Raw genomic sequence first — 16,140 nt, forward strand, 5'->3', positions numbered from 1 at the left:
GAGGGTCGGCGGGTGCTGCAGCACCCGCCGACTCCTCACAGCACCCGCCCACCCCGGCCAGCGGCACGGAACACGGCGACCAGAATTCGCCCCGCAGCGGAGAGCTAGCGCGGACCAGCCAGACGCCTCGCCTCGCGCGCCGCACGCCGAACCGTCTTGCGGCGCCTATCGAGGCGCACGAGTGCGATATTCGAGACCACGGTCACCACGAGCATCACGACGGCGATGACGATGTACAGCCGCGGCAGGTCGTCGAGCCCCACGCCCGACAGCACCAGGCCGCCGAGCAGGGCGCCGGCGCCGATGCCCGCGTTGAACGACGACGTGTAGAACGAGCTCGCGATGTCGCGGATGCGGGCCGGGGCCACCTGCAACAGACGCGTCTGCAAGAGAGGCGGCAGAGCGCCGAACGTCACACCGAGGATCACGAAGACCACGAACGACGGCACCGGCTGACCCTCGAAGACGAGCAAGCCGACGACGGCGACTGCCACGAGGGCCATGACGACCGGGATGCTCAGGTCGGGGCGCCTGCCGAGCACGATGCCGACGAGGAGGAGGCCGACGGCTCCGGCGATCCCGTAGGCGAAGAGGGTGCTGCTCAGGATGTCGGACGGGAGCTCGCTCGACCGGGTGAGGAACGGCGCCACGTAGGTGTACAGCGAGTAGTGGCCGACCATGAAGAACCCGGTGACGATGCAGGCCATGACCACGCCGAGCACGCTCGGATCGATCTCTTCGCGCGGCGGGCGGCCACCGGCGCGCGAGCCGGGCCGGATGATCGGAATCGAGCCGGTCGCGAGGGCACCGGGGCCGATCGGGGTCGCGCCGGTCATCGCGTCGCTGTATTCCTGGCGAAGCGTCGCGGCATCGGACGCCCCCGAGCCGACGTCGGGCAGCAGCCGCCAGACCAGAACGGCTCCGATCACCATCAGCACCGCGAGGAGGCCGAACGCCAGGCGCCACCCGACCGCCTGCCCGACCGCGGTTCCGAGCGGCACGCCGAGCACGAACGCGAGCGTGCCGCCGCTCGACGACACGGCGAGCGCCTTGCCCACCTGGTCGCGCGGAACGAGGTGCGCGGCGTAGGCGCCGGTGATGGCCCAGAACACCCCGTGGGCCAGGCCCCCGACAACGCGGGCGACGACCAACGTCGCGTAGCTCGGGGCGAGGGCGGTGCCGGCGGCACCGATCGCGATCACGAGGATGAGACCGACGAGAAGGCGGTGGCGAGGGATCCGGGAGGTGAAGTGGGTGAGGATCGGCGACGTCAGCACGACGGTGAAGGCGAACACCGAGACCAGCAGCCCGACCGACGACTCGCTGACACGGAGTTCGTCGCCCATCTCAGGCAGGAGGCCGGTCGGGAGCATCTCGCCCGAGATCGAGAGGAACGACGCGATCGCCAGCGCGATCAACCCGGCCCAGGGAAAACGGAGTGCGGTTGTCGTCGTCACCGGAAAAGCCTAGCGACCAGGGCCGACGGAGTAGAACGGAATCATGACCCTCGACGAGAAGACCTGCCGCTCCTGCGGTCGGCGTATCGAGCGGCGCGCGAAGTGGGCGAAGAACTGGGATGAAGTGGCGTACTGCAGCGACGCGTGCCGCCGCCACAAGATCAAACCCGTCGACCGGGCGCTCGAGGCGAGCATCCAGCGCCTACTCGCGAGTCGTGCTGCCACCTCCACCATCTGCCCGTCCGATGCCGCCCGCGACGTCTACGAGGGCGACGACGACGGCTGGCGCGAGCTGATGGAGCCGGCCCGTCGCGCTGCCCGGCGGCTCGTGGCCGCGGGCGAGGTCGACATCACGCAGGGCGGCAGCGTGGTGGATCCCTCGACCGCCAAGGGCCCCATTAGGATCCGGCGCCACCGCTCCTGACTCAGCGTCACCCCGCCGTCCACCCCGACCGAGGCACCGCCGACTAGGTTTGTCGGGTGCCCGCCCTCCTCGCCCGAAGCCCGTGGGCCGCGGTACTGGGGGTCTACCTGCTGTCGCGGGTGCTCTCGACCGGACTCCTCGGATCCTTGTTCGCCCTCGCCACCTCGCAGGGCTGGACGTTCGCGAGCGACCGGGCCGACCCGACGTTCTTTACGTTCTCGGGCTCGTGGGATGCCAGCTCTTACAAGACGATCGCCGAGCAGGGCTACCCGACGACGCTGCCGAAAGACGACGACGGCTACGTGCAGACGAATCCGTGGGCTTTCTTGCCGGTGTTCCCGGGCATCGTTCGGGCTGTGGTCACGATCACGGGCCTGCCGTTCTACACGGCCGGCGTGCTGGTCGCGACCGTGTTCGGATTCGGCGCGGCACTGATGCTCTACCGCCTGCTGGCCCTACGGGTGCCGCGGGAGCGGGCGCTCTTCGCGGTCGCGGTGTTCTGCGTCGGGCCGATGGGGTTCCTTTTGCAGTGCGCCTATGCCGAGAGCGCTTTCCTGTTCTTCTTCTTCACGGCGCTCTGGTGTCTGATGACGAGGCGCTACCTGCTGCTGATCCCGTTCGCCGTGGTCGCGGCTTTCACACGCCCCGGCATACTGGCGTTCGCCCTCACCCTCGGCATCCACCTCGTGGTCCGGTGGCGGGAGTCGAGGATCCGAGGCGGTCACCTCCCGGTGCGCGACACGCTCCAGATCCTCTTCGCCGGCGTCGTCGTGACTGTCGCCGGCTTGGCGTGGCCCTGGGTCGCCACTGGCGTGACCGGCGAGCGCGACGCCTACCTCGACACGGAGCTGTCGTGGTGGGTGGGCTATGTCGGTCACCAGGCCTTCCGTCCGCTGACGCCATGGTTCACGATGGCGGCGACCTGGCTGTCGTGGCCCGGCGTCCTGCTCGTGCTCCTGGCCCTCGCCGCGGGTGCGTTCTGGCTCACTCGGCGGTCGACGCGCGAGCTCGGGCACGAGATCGTCGGTTTCACGACCTCGTACTGGCTGTACCTCGTCGCGGTGTTCTTGCCGCAGCAGAGCCTGATCCGCTTGATGATGCCGGTCGCGCCGCTGCTCGGCAGTCGGCTGTTCTCGGAGACGCGGCGGCGGCGCGTGGTCGTGCTCGTCGTGGCGGTGGTGCTGCAGGCGGTGGCACTGATTCCGCTGTGGTTCATCGGGTATCCCTGACGCGACCCAACATATGCAGGTAGACTGCATAAGTTCCCGATCGACGCCGCCGTCGACCAGTCCGTCGACGACCTGAGTAGGCGACCACCACGAGCCCCCGCACCCGCAGCACCCGCACCGAGACCGGCTTCGGCCCCCGCTTCGTCATCCCGATCCTGTTCGGCCCTCTGCTCAACCCGATCAACACCACGATGATCGCGGTTGCCCTCGCCCCGATCTCCCGCGATCTCGGTATCGGTAGCGACCAGGCCATCTGGCTCGTCTCTTCGCTCTACCTCGCCTCGGCTATCGCGCAGCCCACGATGGGCAAGCTCGCCGATCGGTTCGGTCCGAAGAAGATCTTCCTCTTGGGGATGGTCGTGGTGATCGTGGCAGGGATCCTGCCCGCTCTCGTCCCGACGTTCGGCGGCGCCCTGGTCTCGCGAGTGCTCATCGGCATCGGCACGTCGTCGGCTTACCCGGCGGCGATGAGCGCGATCCGCAACCAGAGCGACCGTCTCTCGATCGCCACCCCGCCGCTCGTGCTCGGCGGCCTGTCGATCTCATCGCTCGTCTCGGCCGCAGCCGGCCCACCCCTCGCGGGCGCGCTCATCGGCGCCTTCAGCTGGCACGCGATCTTCCTCGTCAACGTGCCTCTGGCGGGCATCGGGCTCGTGTTGGCGGCGCTGTGGCTTCCATCGGACAAAATCCGGCCGATCCGCTCGGCGCCGCTCCCGATCGTCCAGGCCATCGACCCTCTTGGCCTCGGCCTCTTCGCCGTGACCATCAGCAGCCTGCTGGTGTTCCTCCTCGACCTCGGGGCGGGCCTGTGGTGGCTGCTGATCGTGACGGCTGCGGCCCTCGTCGCACTCATCGTCTGGGAGCGTCGCGCCGTTGCCCCCTTCATCGACGTGCGCATACTCGCCTCGAACGGGCCGTTGACCCGCACGTACCTCCGACTGTTCCTGGTCTACGGCATCGCCTACACGATGACCTACGGGTTCTCGCAGTGGGTGCAGGAGGTCGCCGGCATCTCGTCTCAGACGGCGGGCCTGATCCAGCTGCCCGGTGCGATCCTCGCGGGTGTCGCGTCCTTCTGGTTCGCGCGAAAAGCGGGCGTCCGCCTGCCGTTGATCGCGGCCGCCCTGATTCCGCTGGTCGGCGGATTCGTCGTGGTGTCGCTCACCTCGGGATCCCCGGTCTGGCTGTTCGTCGTCGCCACGATCTTCTTCACGATCCCGCAGGGGCTCGCCTCGGTATCGAACCAGGCCGCGCTCTACCGCCAGGTCGACCCTGCCGGAATCGGAGCGGCCGCGGGGCTGTCGCGCACGAGCATCTACATCGGCGCGATCGCGTCGACGAGCCTCATCGGCGTCGCGTACGGCGACCGGCCGACGACCGGCGCTCTTCACGAGCTCGGTTGGGTGATCGTCGGGATCGCCGTGGTGCTCAGCGCCCTGACCATCTTCGACCGGCGACTGAAGGCCTCGCGGCCGGCGACGTCGAAGCCGGCCGACGACAGCGCTGCCACGCGCGCCGACACGGAGCCCATCAGCGTCGTCTGAGCCGCCGCTGCTCCCCCCTCCTCCGAATTCGAAGGAAAAACCCGCGAGGTCGGACGCATTCATCCCGATCGCGGCCTGCCCGGGCGACGAATCTCCTTCCAATTCGGGAGGAGACGGGTCGCCTAGGATTGACCGCGTGACCGAGACCCACTGGACCCTCACGCTCGTCTGCCAAGACAAGCCCGGCATCGTCCACGCGATCAGTGGCGCCGTGGTCGACGCGGGCGGCAACATCACCGAGTCGCAGCAGTTCTCGAGCATCGACACCGGCACCTTCTTCATGCGCCTGCAGGTCGTCTCCGACACCGGCCGCGACGCGTTCGCCGGGGCACTCGCGCCAGTCGCCGAGCGCTACGACATGGAGTGGAAGCTCGACGTCGTCGGCCGCCCCCTCCGCACGCTCGTGCTCGCGAGCAAGGCCGCGCACTGCCTCAACGACCTCCTCTTCCGCCAGCGCGCCGGGCAGCTGCCGATCGAGATCCCGCTCGTGCTGGCCAACCATGCCGATCTCGCCGAGCTGGCCGAGTTCTACGGCGTGCCGTTCGAGCACCGCGCCGTCGTCGGCCCCGAGCTCAAGGCCGACTTCGAGCGCCGCGTGCTCGAGGCGGTCAAAGAGCACGACATCGAGCTGGTCGTCCTGGCCCGCTACATGCAGATCCTCAGCCCCGAGCTCTGCGCCGCTCTCGAGGGCCGCGCGATCAACATCCACCACTCGTTCCTGCCCGGCTTCAAGGGCGCGAACCCCTATCGGCAGGCGCATGCCCGCGGCGTGAAGCTGATCGGTGCGACCGCCCACTTCGTCACGAGCGACCTGGACGAGGGCCCGATCATCGAGCAGAACGTCGTCCGGGTCGATCACAGCCGCACTCCGGGCGACCTGGTGGCGATCGGCCAAGACGAAGAGAGCCGCACCCTCACGCAGGCCGTCCGCTGGTTCGCCGAAGACCGCGTGCTCCTCGACGGCGCTCGCACGATCGTCTTCCGCTGACGCCTCACCCCGACACACGACCAGAGCAGACACCAGGATCCATGTTCGACACTCCCAAGAGACGCCCCGGTCGCGGAGGCGGAGACGACGGCACCGGCCACCCGATCTCGCCGAACACCGTCGTGCGCATCGTCCTCCAGGTCTTCGCGCTGTTCAGCCTCGCCTTCTGGGGCTACCTGGCCTGGCCGTTCCCCTTTCCCTCGCTGTTCTTCGTCATCGGGGCTCCGCTCTTCGCCGCTGTGGTGTGGTGGCTTTTCCGCTCGCCTCGCGGTCCGCTGAAGACCGACCCGCTCGGGCGGGCCATCGTCGAGATCGCCGTGATGGGCTCCGCGGCGTACGCGTGGTTCAGCCTCGGCTATCCCCTCGTCGCGGCGGTGTTCGCCGTGGTCGCCCTCGGGTCGGGAATCATTCACTTCCGACGCGAGCTTCGCGCCGCCGAGTGACGACGCCGCTCACCCCTGCGACGGTGCCGGGCGGGCGGCGCGCGCGTCTGACATGATCGACGGATGACAGCGACGTCTCTCCTCTTCATCGGCGGCACCGGCCAGATCAGTGCGGCGTGCGTCCGCGAGGCGGTGCGCAACGGCCTCGCCGTGACCGTCCTCAACCGCGGCACGACGACGGCACGGAGCATTCCCGACGGCGTCGAAGTGCTCACCGCCGATGCGCATGACGAAGCGGACGTGTCTCGGATCCTCGGCGACCGCCGCTTCGACAGCATCGCCGACTTTCTGACCTTCACTCCCGACCAGGCCGCTGCGGCAGTCCGCCTCTACGGCGATCGCACCGACCAGTACCTGTTCGTCAGCTCCGCCTCGGCGTACCAGAAGCCCCCGGCTCGGCTGCCGATCGACGAGACCGTCCCCCTCTTCAACCCCTTCTGGCAGTACAGCCGCGACAAGATCGCCTGCGAGCGATTGCTGCGCGACGAGCATGCGGCGGGCAGGGTCCGCGTCACCGTCGTTCGCCCCTCCCACACCTACGACCGCACCCAGGTACCTCTGCTCGGCGGGTGGACCGTCATCGACCGCCTGCGTCGCGGACTGCCGATCGTGCTCCACGGCGATGGCACCTCGCCCTGGGCGATCACCCACTCGGATGACTTCGCCACCGCGTTCCAGTCGTTGCTCGGCGCCCCTGAAGCGATCGGCGAGGCGTTCAACATCATGTCGCCCGAACTGCTGACCTGGAACGCGATCGCCCTCGATCTGGCCGACGCCGCCGGGGTGGAGACGCCGCAGATCGTGCACCGCACGACTCACGACCTCGTCGTCGAGGCCCCGGAGTGGGACGAATCGCTCCGCGGTGACCGCAGCCACCCGGCGATCTTCGACACGACCAAGATCCGGTCACTGGCCACCGGATGGGAGCCGCGAATCCCCTTCGCCGAGGGTGCCCGGCAGATCATCGCCTGGCACGACGCCGACCCCTCGCGTCGCGTTGTGGATCCGGAGGTCGATGCGCTCATCGATCGACTGACGGGTCGGGTCGCTGTCGGCTGAGGGTGTCCCCTGAAGAGACGACTGCGCGCGGCGGCGGTGCACTCTAAGGTTCGGGTATGAAGTCAGAGCGTCGTCGGATCACAGAGCGCATCGCCATCGTCTCGGGGCTGGTGGGCGGCTTTTTCCTGGTCGTCGCCTTCACGTTGATGCTCACGACCGCACCGATCGTCGCATCGGCCATCTGCCTTCCCGTCGGACTCGCCGGCCTCGTGCTCGGGATCGGGCTGGCGCTGCTGCTTCGTCGCGGCGTCGCAGCCGACACCTGGCCCCGGTCGGGTCGCAACGCTCCCCGCTAGGTTCCGGTCGGCGAGACGTCAGAATCGACGACCGCACGACTCGTTCAGGCGTCGTTTTTGAGGTCTCAAAGCCTCCCACCTGCTAGAAGCAAGTAAGAATGACCCCCGAGACCGCAGGCAGCGCGCGCGGTTGAGCCCGACCGTCGTCGATCGTCGCGATGTCGGTCCACTTGTCGATGGTCGTGCACGGGTGAGAGATGCCGAGACGGACGAGGTCGCCGATCGCCAGCGATGACTCGGGCGGGAGCTCGACGAACGCGTGCTGGTCGTTGAGGCCCGTCACGCGAGCGGCCTCGACGGCGCCGGGCACACGCCTCACGCCCTGGGCCGAGGTGCGGTACGCCTCGATGAGAATCGGCAGCCCCTCGTCGTCGGCGGTGTCGCGTCGGCCGACGTTGAGCAGCGCCAGCGTCGCCTCCGGTTTCGAGATGACGCTCGCCCACAGGTCGAGCGCCGGCAGGAAGCGGTCGGCATTCTCGATGCGCTCGAACGGGGTGAGTCGTCGATACAGGTCGTGGTCGTGCGTGACGTAGGCGCCCGATCGGAGGACGACGCGGGTTCGCACCCCGCGCACCCCGTCGGGGTCGTGCCGGAATCCGAGCGCCTCGACCACGCGATCGAAGTAGACGCTGCCGCCGGCCGTGAGCACGACGTCTCCGCCGAGGTCGAGCCACTGGGTGAACGATTCGCCATCGAGCCGATCGCGGAACTCGATGAGCGTCGCCAGGTAGTCGTCGACGAGCTGGAGCGACTCGGCGTCGATACCGTGGGTCAGAGCCCCCTCGTAGCCGGCGACTCCGGCCAGCACGAGGTGGTCGGCGTCGCGGACGGCCGCGGCCACGGCGAGCGCCGCGTCGAGGGTGCGAGCCCCGGTCCGACCACCGCGCGCGCCGAGCTCGACGAGCACGGGGAGCGGCCGGGTGGCGTTGCCCCGCTCGAGCGCCGCATCGACGAGGTGGACTGTCGCGACCGAGTCGACCCACATGAGCACGTCGCTGCCGGGCTCGACCAGAAGCAGAAGCGCGTCGGTCGAGAACGTGGTGCCGGCGAAGATGATGTGGCGAACGCCGGCCTCACGCGCGACCTCGGCCTGGTACGCGGTCGCGACGGTGATCCCCCAGGCCCCGGCGTCGAGTTGGCGTTGCCAGATGTCGGGGGCCATCGTGGTCTTACCGTGCGGGGCGAGATCGACCCCGGCCTCGGAGCACCACCGGGCCATCGTGTCGATGTTGTGGTCGAGCACGGCCGTGTCGATGGTGAGTACCGGCGTCGGCAGCTCGTCGAGCGGAATTGGCCAGGGCCGCGGGGTGAATGCGACCTTCGACGAGGCCGGGAGCGCCGCCGACGGGTCTGTGCGGGGAGTCATCATCGTCCTCTTTCGGGTGGTGGCCGATGCAGAAGCGCCGTCGACGACTGCCGGGCAATCGGCGACGCGGTGAGACACAGAATGGACCCCGCACCGAGCGACGGCAAGCCCCCGTCACGACGACCGATCCCCGATCAGTGTTGGGCCGGGATCCTCGCGTTCGATTGCAACCACCGCGCGACACCGTCGTCGGCGTTCGAGTCGATGACCCCCGTTGCCCGCGCCTTCACCTCGTCGCTCGCGTTGGCCATGGCATAGGCCTCGTCGGCCACGTCGAACATCGGCAGGTCGTTGAGGTTGTCGCCGAAGCAGACCACCCGATCGGCTCCCCAGGCCCGGGCCAGTTCGCGAACGCCAGCACCCTTGTCCGACCCGAGCGCGGCCACCTCGAGCCAGTGGATGCCCTCGAGATACGTCTCGGGCTGCAGCGTGACCGTCAGCCGATCGCCGTAGCGGGAGTCAAGGATCCTTCGCACCGGCTCGAGATCGGCCTCCGGCGCGAGAGCGACGATCGAGAATGTGCCGTCGCGCGTCAGCTCGCTCGGGTGCGCCACGGGCCGGAATCGCGGATCCGCGCCGCGCTCCGCGAGGTACCACTCGATGCCCGGGCCTTCGGCCCCGCGCACCCAGCCGACCGTGTCGGCGTGCGCCTCGGCCTCCGGCGACGAGTCGAGCGAGTACACCAGCGGGGCGGCACCGTTCTCGGCGAAGACGCCGAGGACCTCGTCGACGAGCTCCGGGTCAATGACGTGATCGACGAGCGTCTCGCCGGTCGTGAGGTCGACGATGAACGCCCCGCCGTAGACGCACGCGGGCCCCTCGAGATGGAGGCCCTCGGTGACCCGCCGCAGCGAGACGACGGAGCGGGCCGTCGCGATGGCGATCGGAAGCCCCTGCGCGACGAGCGAGTTGACCGTATCGACGGTGAAGGCGCTGGGGCTCGCGTCGGGCGAGAGCAAGGTGCCGTCGAGGTCGCAGACGTAGAGGGTGGTCACGCGTTCATTCTTGCGGAGGCTGAGGGGGCCCTTCGACCCCAGTGCGGGGTGAGCGGCGCACGGGGTGCGCGACTCCGTCTCAAACGAAAGGGTATTCATACCCGAAATTGACATGTCGTGTTTGTCACTCTAAATTCGTCGGAGTCCTGTTTCGACCCACGATGAGGTGGCCATGTCTTCACCCCGATCCATCCCTTCGCGCGCCGCACGCGCCCGGCGCCTTCTGACGTTCGTCATCCTGTCCATGACCGGCGGGGTGATCTTCCAGGTCGCCTACATCCGCTACGTCTTCCTGCGCGAGACCTACGAGGCGCTCGACCTGACCGGCCAGGAGTACGGCGTCGTGGTCTCGGTATTCGGCGCGACCGCGACGGTCATGTACTTCTGCGGTGGCTGGTTCGCCGACCGGTTCTCACCGAGGCTCCTCATCGTCATCGCGTTGGTCGGCATCGGGCTCGCCGACCTCGCCGTCGCCACCCGCCCGGGCTTCGTCGGAGTCGTGGGTGCCCACGTCGTCATGGCCGTCCTCGGCACCGGCCTGTACTGGCCAGCCCTCGTCAAATCGATCGGCCTCCTCGGCGACGAGTCGAGTCAGGGGCGAGCCTTCGGGTTCCTCGAAGGGCTTCGCGGCCTCACCTCCACCGTGGTCGGTCTGATCGGCGCCGGCATCGTCTCGGCCGCGCTGGTGCCATCGACGGGTGTGCTGACGCTGATTCGTGTCTACGGCGTCCTCTGCCTCGTCTTCGCGATCCTCGTCCTCGTCGTCGTCCGCGAGGAGCGCTCTCGAGTCTCCGAACTCGTATCGTCCGCCGTCGGAATCGGCCAGCTTCTCGCGGCCACCCGCAACCCGTTCACGTGGCTCATTGGCGGCACGATCGCCATGTCGTTCAGCTTCTACACCACTCTCGGCTACTTCTCGCCGCTGCTCGAGACCGGATTCGGGGTCGGTCTCGGCGCCCTGGCCGTGATCGGGGTCGTCCGCAGCTACGTCTTCCAGTTCGTGGCGGGGCCCGTCGGCGGGCTCGTCGTCGACAAGGTCGCCCGCTCGAGTTCGCAGTTCCTTCGCTGGATGTTCGTGGTCTCGACCGTGCTGGCCCTCGCCTTCCTCCTCCTCCCCCACGACCCCGCCCTTACCTGGGTCGCCCTCGCCCTCCTCGTCGTCCTGTGCCTGGCCGTCTTCATGAGCCGCGGGGTCTACTGGGCCCCCGTCGGCGAACTCGGCATCCCCGAGTCCCAGCGCGGCGGCGTGATCGGCCTGGCATCCGGCATCGCCTATCTGCCCGACGCGTTCCTGCCTGTCGTGTGCGCGTGGTGGATCGGTGATACCGCCGCCGGAATACCCGAGCAGGGGGGCGGATTCACCGCGCTCTTCACGACCCTCATCGCGGCCGGGCTCATCGGCGTCCTCCTCACGGTCGCGACCGAGCGCGTCGCCGCCCGCCGTGCCGGCAGCCGCGCCGACGCCGACGACACTCGCCTCCTCTCCGCCTAGATCTCATTCCCTCTCCCTGCTCACCGCTTCCGAAAGGCTCCCCGTGGACATCCGCGACTTCTCGCTCGACCTCTTCTCCCTCCGAGGCAAGACCGCCATCATCACCGGCGGCAACACCGGCCTCGGCCAGGCCTTCAGCCTCGCCCTCGCCAAGGCCGGGGCCGACATCTTCGTGCCGAGCATCCTCGACGACGACGGCACCACACGCACCCTCGTCGAGAACGAGGGCGTGCGATACGAGTTCCTCGAGATCGACATCACGGGCGAGGGCGCACCGCGCGAAGTGATCGACACCTGCATCGAACGTCTCGGCGCCGTCGACATCCTCGTCAATTCCGCGGGCATCTGCCGCATCGCCCCCGTCGCCGACTTCGGTCGCACCGAGTGGGATCCCATGATCGGGCTCAACCTCACCGCCCCGTTCGAACTCGGCAAGGAGGCGGCCCGGGTCATGTCGACCCAGGGGGCCGGCAAGATCATCAACATCGCCTCGCTCTTCTCCTTTCTGGGCGGGCAGTGGTCGCCGGCGTATGCCGCCACCAAGCACGGCATCGTCGGCTTCACGAAGGCGTACTGCGACGAGCTGGCCGCCGACGGCGTGCAGGTGAACGCCATCGCACCCGGCTACTTCGCCACCGCGATCACGGTGGCGACGCGGGCCGACCCGGTCACGAACCAGCGCGTGCTCGACCACATCCCGGCCGGTCGCTGGGGCGAGGTCGCCGACCTGATGGGAGCCACCGTCTTCCTCGCGAGCCGCGCCTCCGACTACGTCAACGGCCACGTCCTCACCGTCGACGGCGGCTACCTCGTGCGCTGACACCGCGCTTCCCTCTCCTCGTCCCCTCCCCCACCAGAAAGACACACTTCCCATGATCGCCTCCATCTCCGCCCTCGAACGCCAGCAGATCGTCGCCGCCCTGACCGACCTCATTGGCGCCTCGAAGATCGACACCGACCCGGCCCATCTCGCCGAGGCGAGCGTCGACCGCTTCAAGAAGTACCAGTCTGTGCACGGCATCTACGACGGCCCGAAGCCGGCCGCAATCGTCTACGCCGAGAGCACCGACGACGTCAGCGCCGTGCTCCGCTTCGCCAACGACAACCTGATCAACGTGGTTCCGCGCACCGGGCGGACCGGCACGGAGGGCGGGCTCGAGACCAGTGTGGTCGACACGATCGTTCTGGACGGATCGCGGATGTCGCGGATCCTGAAGATCGACGAGGTGAACATGCAGGTCACCGTCGAGGCCGGCGCCCCGCTCCAGGTCGTAGAAGACGCCCTCCGCGAGCGCGGCCTGACCACCGGCCACTCACCGCAGTCGAAACCCCTTGCGCAGTACGGCGGGCTGGTCGCGACTCGCTCCATCGGTCAGTTCTCGACCCTCTACGGCGCCATCGAAGACATGGTCGTCGGGCTCGAGGCGGTGTTCCCCGACGGCTCGGTCATTCGCGTCAAGAACGTGCCACGGCGAGCGGCCGGCCCCGACATCCGCCACGTGATCATCGGCAACGAGGGCGCCCTCTGCTTCGTCACCGAGGTGACGGTGAAGGTGTTCAAGCACTACCCCGACAACAACGAGTTCCACGGCGCGCTCGTCGACGACATGGCCACCGGCATCGCCATCCTCCGCGAGGTGATCACGGGAGGCTTCCACCCCTCGGTGGCTCGCCTGTACTCCCCCGAAGACGCAGCGCAGCACTTCTCGCACTTCGCGAACGGCAAGTGCGTCGTCGTGTTCGTCGCCGAAGGCCCCGCCGGCATCGTCGCGGCCACGAGCGCCGAGATCCGCCGAATCCTGAGCACGGTCCGACATGAGCCGGTCGACCCGTCGCTCATCGAAGCCTGGTTCGACAACCTCAACTGGGGCCCGGAGAAGATCGAGGCCGAGAAAGAGGTCATGCGTGCCGGGAGCCAGCTCGGGTACACCACCGAGATCTCGGCCGACTGGTCGCAGGTCGGCACGATCTACGACGCCGTCATGCACCGGATCCGCACCGAATACCCGTTCGCCGATGACCTCACGATGCTCGGAGGCCACTCGTCGCACAGCTACCAGACGGGCACGAACATGTACTTCGTCTACGACTACCGGATCAACTGCAGCCCGCGCGAAGAGATCGAGAAGTACCACGTGCCACTCAACGCGATCATCGTGGAGGAGGCCCTGCGCTTCGGCGGCTCGATGGTGCACCACCACGGAATCGGCAAGTACCGGGCCCCGTGGACTGTGGCCGAGCACGGCACCGCCTACCCGATCCTCGCGGGCCTGAAGGCGCAGTTCGACCCGAACGGCATCATGAACAAGGGCACCATCTACCCCGTCGAGGGCGCCGGGATCGCGCCCACCGCGGTCTCCGATACCTCAGCCGCCGACGCCGCGGTCTCGAACACCGCGGCCTCCGACACCGCAGGCGCCTGATCGTCGTGGCCCGATTTCTGGTCGGCATCGACAACGGCTCACAGTCGTCGAAGGTCACCGTCTTCGACGAGCACGGGGCGGCGATCGCCAGCGGTCGCTCTGCCCTTCGGCCCTACAGCACGCCCCGCGCCGGAGTCGTGGAGCACCCCGACGACGATCTCTGGACATCGATCGGTGTGGCCTCCCGGGCCGCCCTCGCCGACTTCACAGCGGCCGGTCACGACACCGGCGACATCGTCGGGGTCGGGCTCTGCACGATCCGGTTCTGCCGCGCTCTCGTGCGCGCCGACGGCACCCTGGCCGCTCCCGTGCTCAGCTGGATGGACGATCGCGTGTCTCGCCCGCACGAGCAGACCGACGACGATGTTGCCGTCGTCACGACCTCGTCCGGCTACATCACGCACCGGCTGACCGGGCAGTTCGTCGATACGAACGCCAACTACCAGGGGCAGTGGCCGATCGACACGGCCAGTCGCGAGTGGCTGCCGGACGGCCCCGAGTTCGAGGCGTTCGGCCTCCGGCGAGACCAGCTCGTCGACCTGATCGACCCCGGCGGGATCCTCGGCCGCGTCACGGCTGCAGCTGCCGACGCGACCGGCCTGCCCGAGGGCCTCCCCGTCGTCGCCACGGCGAACGACAAGGCGGTGGAAGCGCTCGGCAGCGGCCTGTCGGAGCCGACGACGCTGCTCATCTCGCTGGGTACCTACATCACCGGCATGACGATTGGCGCGTCGAGCCACCCCGATGCGGTGTCGTTCTGGTCGAACTTCGCCTCCAAGCCCGGCGACTACCTCTACGAGTGCGGCGGAATCCGTCGCGGCATGTGGACCGTGAGCTGGTTCCGCGATCTGCTCGGCCCCGAGGCGGCCGTGGCCGCAGCGACCCGGGGGCTGTCGGTCGAGGAGCAGCTCGGGCTCGAAGCGCAGGAAGTCCCCCCAGGATCCGGCGGCCTCATCACCGTCCTCGACTGGCTGGCGCCCACAGACGAATCGCACCGCCGTGGCTCGCTGCTCGGTTTCGACGGCAGGCAGGGCCGAGCTCACATCTACCGGTCGATCCTCGAATCGATCGCACTTACGATGCACGGGCACGCGTCGGCCATGGCCAGTGAGCTCGACACCGACTTCACCCGCGTGGTGATCTCAGGAGGCGGCTCCGTCTCGCCGCTCCTCGCGCAGATCCTGGCCGATGTCTTCGATCGGCCGGTCCACCGCCCACGGACGACCGACGGAGCCGGGCTGGGCGCGGCTGTCTGCGCAGCTGTCGCGACAGGCGTCCACCCGTCGTTCGCTGCCGCTCAGGAGGCCATGGTCTCCGTCCGCGACGAGTTCGTGCCCGATCCTGTCGCGAACGGGGTCTACTGCGCGCTCGAGCCGATCCACGCGTCGACCGCGCGAGCGACCGACGACCTGTACCGGCGGCTTGCCGCTCTCTGAGTCGGCTCCTCGACGGGCAGGTGGTCAGACGGTCAGCTGCCCGTCGCGGGCGAGCCACTCCAGACCCTCTTCGACGGCCTGCAGTGTCGTGTAGCGGGGTTCGTAGCCGAGGATCCGGCGCCCCTTCTCGATCGACATCGAGTGGCTGCGCGAGATGTGTGCCTCGCTCGCCTCCGCCGACTCCGCACTCACGCCCCGCCTCCATTCGGCGAACGGCTCGAACTCGAGCTGCGCCTCCTGCCCGTACCAGCGGGCGATGCCCTCGGCGAGACCGCGCAGGGTGACGGCCCGGTCGGAGACGACGTGGAAGCTATTGCCGACCGCCGCGGTCGACCGCTCGATGGCCTTCTCGAACGCCTGTGCGACATCGTCGGCGTGGACGTGATGGAGCGTCTCGAGGCCGAACCCCGGAAGCGTGACGGGGCGCCCGTGCGCCAGGTCTTCCCAGACCGACAGGTCGAGGTTGCCCTGCGGGTTGATCATGGCCCAGCCCGGGCCGGTGATGTGCCCGGGGTGCAGCACGACCGAGCGGAGACCGCCGGGCCGCTGCGATTCGCGCAGCAGAAGCTCTTCGATCTCGGCCTTGCCGGTGCCGTACTCGCCGAACGGGGTGCGGATCGCACTCTCGGTGATCGGGACCTCGGTCGCCGGGCCGTGCACCCAGACCGTGCCGCAGTGCAGGAGAAGAGGCGAAGCGGGCCGGAGTGCGTCGACGAGCTGCTTGGCGGAGGAGCGGGTGAAGCACACCATGTCGATCACGACGTCGGCCTCGAGGGCCGCGATGGCCGGCGCGAAGGTGCGGTCGGCGTCGCCTTGCTCGCGGTCGAGCTGGATCCTGGTGACTTTCTCCCAGGCCGGGTCGTCGCGATAGGGAGCGCTCGTGCCCCGGCTCACCGCCACGACCTCGTGTCCGGCAGCGATGAGGCGAGGAACAAGGTAACCGCCGACGTGCCCCGTTGCTCCGATAATGACGATCTTTGACATGGGG

The 16,140-nt window shown here is 68.7% G+C and carries 15 protein-coding genes; 11 read left to right on the forward strand and 4 right to left on the reverse strand.

Annotation, left to right across the window (positions count from 1 at the left end; genetic code table 11):
* Window positions 1-104: 104 nt before the first annotated feature.
* On the reverse strand, window positions 105-1,457 hold the full coding sequence (locus ITJ49_RS01360) for an MFS transporter (RefSeq protein ID WP_370544323.1): 1,353 nt from the start codon (window positions 1,455-1,457) through the stop codon (window positions 105-107).
* Window positions 1,458-1,500: 43 nt separating this feature from the next.
* Here ITJ49_RS01360 and ITJ49_RS01365 point away from each other — a divergent pair, with 43 nt between their 5' ends.
* From ITJ49_RS01365 to ITJ49_RS01395, 7 genes are all read left to right on the forward strand, one after another.
* Window positions 1,501-1,881 carry a DUF3253 domain-containing protein gene (locus ITJ49_RS01365; RefSeq protein ID WP_055965190.1) on the forward strand — a complete coding sequence of 127 codons (381 nt, stop codon included), beginning with the start codon at window positions 1,501-1,503 and terminating at the stop codon, window positions 1,879-1,881.
* A gap of 56 nt (window positions 1,882-1,937) precedes the next feature.
* On the forward strand, window positions 1,938-3,110 hold the full coding sequence (locus ITJ49_RS01370; RefSeq protein WP_194600545.1) for a hypothetical protein: 1,173 nt from the start codon (window positions 1,938-1,940) through the stop codon (window positions 3,108-3,110).
* Window positions 3,111-3,277: 167 nt separating this feature from the next.
* On the forward strand, window positions 3,278-4,654 hold the full coding sequence (locus tag ITJ49_RS01375; RefSeq protein WP_228513938.1) for an MFS transporter: 1,377 nt from the start codon (window positions 3,278-3,280) through the stop codon (window positions 4,652-4,654).
* A 136-nt stretch (window positions 4,655-4,790) separates the two neighbouring features.
* On the forward strand, window positions 4,791-5,642 hold the full coding sequence (purU, locus tag ITJ49_RS01380) for a formyltetrahydrofolate deformylase (protein ID WP_370544324.1): 852 nt from the start codon (window positions 4,791-4,793) through the stop codon (window positions 5,640-5,642).
* A 41-nt stretch (window positions 5,643-5,683) separates the two neighbouring features.
* A complete protein-coding gene (locus ITJ49_RS01385) occupies window positions 5,684-6,085 on the forward strand; it encodes a YrdB family protein (protein ID WP_194600551.1) in 402 nt (133 codons plus the stop codon).
* A 63-nt stretch (window positions 6,086-6,148) separates the two neighbouring features.
* Entirely contained in the window at window positions 6,149-7,144 is a 996-nt protein-coding gene (locus tag ITJ49_RS01390; protein ID WP_194600554.1) for an NAD-dependent epimerase/dehydratase family protein, read from the forward strand.
* A gap of 56 nt (window positions 7,145-7,200) precedes the next feature.
* Complete coding sequence (locus ITJ49_RS01395) at window positions 7,201-7,440, forward strand: hypothetical protein (protein WP_055965175.1); 240 nt, start codon at window positions 7,201-7,203, stop codon at window positions 7,438-7,440.
* A gap of 82 nt (window positions 7,441-7,522) precedes the next feature.
* Here the strand turns inward: ITJ49_RS01395 and ITJ49_RS01400 are convergent, their stop codons facing one another.
* Window positions 7,523-8,806, reverse strand: a complete 1,284-nt coding sequence (locus tag ITJ49_RS01400; RefSeq protein ID WP_194600557.1) for an alanine racemase — start codon at window positions 8,804-8,806, stop codon at window positions 7,523-7,525.
* 134 nt (window positions 8,807-8,940) lie between these two features.
* Window positions 8,941-9,801, reverse strand: a complete 861-nt coding sequence (locus ITJ49_RS01405; protein ID WP_194600560.1) for an HAD family hydrolase — start codon at window positions 9,799-9,801, stop codon at window positions 8,941-8,943.
* Window positions 9,802-9,973: 172 nt separating this feature from the next.
* Between ITJ49_RS01405 and ITJ49_RS01410 the strand changes: the two genes are divergently transcribed.
* The 4 genes from ITJ49_RS01410 to ITJ49_RS01425 are packed head-to-tail and all read left to right on the forward strand — an operon-like array spanning window position 9,974 to window position 15,152.
* Entirely contained in the window at window positions 9,974-11,293 is a 1,320-nt protein-coding gene (locus ITJ49_RS01410; protein WP_194600563.1) for an MFS transporter, read from the forward strand.
* Window positions 11,294-11,336: 43 nt separating this feature from the next.
* On the forward strand, window positions 11,337-12,113 hold the full coding sequence (locus ITJ49_RS01415; RefSeq protein WP_194600566.1) for an SDR family oxidoreductase: 777 nt from the start codon (window positions 11,337-11,339) through the stop codon (window positions 12,111-12,113).
* A gap of 52 nt (window positions 12,114-12,165) precedes the next feature.
* Complete coding sequence (locus tag ITJ49_RS01420; protein WP_194600569.1) at window positions 12,166-13,716, forward strand: FAD-binding oxidoreductase; 1,551 nt, start codon at window positions 12,166-12,168, stop codon at window positions 13,714-13,716.
* A 5-nt stretch (window positions 13,717-13,721) separates the two neighbouring features.
* Entirely contained in the window at window positions 13,722-15,152 is a 1,431-nt protein-coding gene (locus ITJ49_RS01425) for an FGGY-family carbohydrate kinase (protein WP_194600572.1), read from the forward strand.
* A 24-nt stretch (window positions 15,153-15,176) separates the two neighbouring features.
* Here ITJ49_RS01425 and ITJ49_RS01430 read toward each other — a convergent pair whose 3' ends face one another.
* Complete coding sequence (locus tag ITJ49_RS01430) at window positions 15,177-16,136, reverse strand: NAD(P)-dependent oxidoreductase (protein WP_194600574.1); 960 nt, start codon at window positions 16,134-16,136, stop codon at window positions 15,177-15,179.
* Between the last annotated feature and the right edge of the window lie 4 nt (window positions 16,137-16,140).

This window comes from Frondihabitans sp. VKM Ac-2883 (genome assembly GCF_015350875.1).
Lineage (GTDB): Bacteria > Actinomycetota > Actinomycetes > Actinomycetales > Microbacteriaceae > Frondihabitans.

Coding starts and splice junctions, on each gene's coding strand:
- ITJ49_RS01430 (WP_194600574.1), bottom strand. CDS start 16,136: ATGTCAAAGATCGTCATTATCGGAGCAACGGGGCACGTCGGCGGTTAC.
- ITJ49_RS01395 (WP_055965175.1), top strand. CDS start 7,201: ATGAAGTCAGAGCGTCGTCGGATCACAGAGCGCATCGCCATCGTCTCG.
- ITJ49_RS01390 (WP_194600554.1), top strand. CDS start 6,149: ATGACAGCGACGTCTCTCCTCTTCATCGGCGGCACCGGCCAGATCAGT.
- ITJ49_RS01420 (WP_194600569.1), top strand. CDS start 12,166: ATGATCGCCTCCATCTCCGCCCTCGAACGCCAGCAGATCGTCGCCGCC.
- ITJ49_RS01385 (WP_194600551.1), top strand. CDS start 5,684: ATGTTCGACACTCCCAAGAGACGCCCCGGTCGCGGAGGCGGAGACGAC.
- ITJ49_RS01365 (WP_055965190.1), top strand. CDS start 1,501: ATGACCCTCGACGAGAAGACCTGCCGCTCCTGCGGTCGGCGTATCGAG.
- ITJ49_RS01400 (WP_194600557.1), bottom strand. CDS start 8,806: ATGACTCCCCGCACAGACCCGTCGGCGGCGCTCCCGGCCTCGTCGAAG.
- ITJ49_RS01410 (WP_194600563.1), top strand. CDS start 9,974: ATGTCTTCACCCCGATCCATCCCTTCGCGCGCCGCACGCGCCCGGCGC.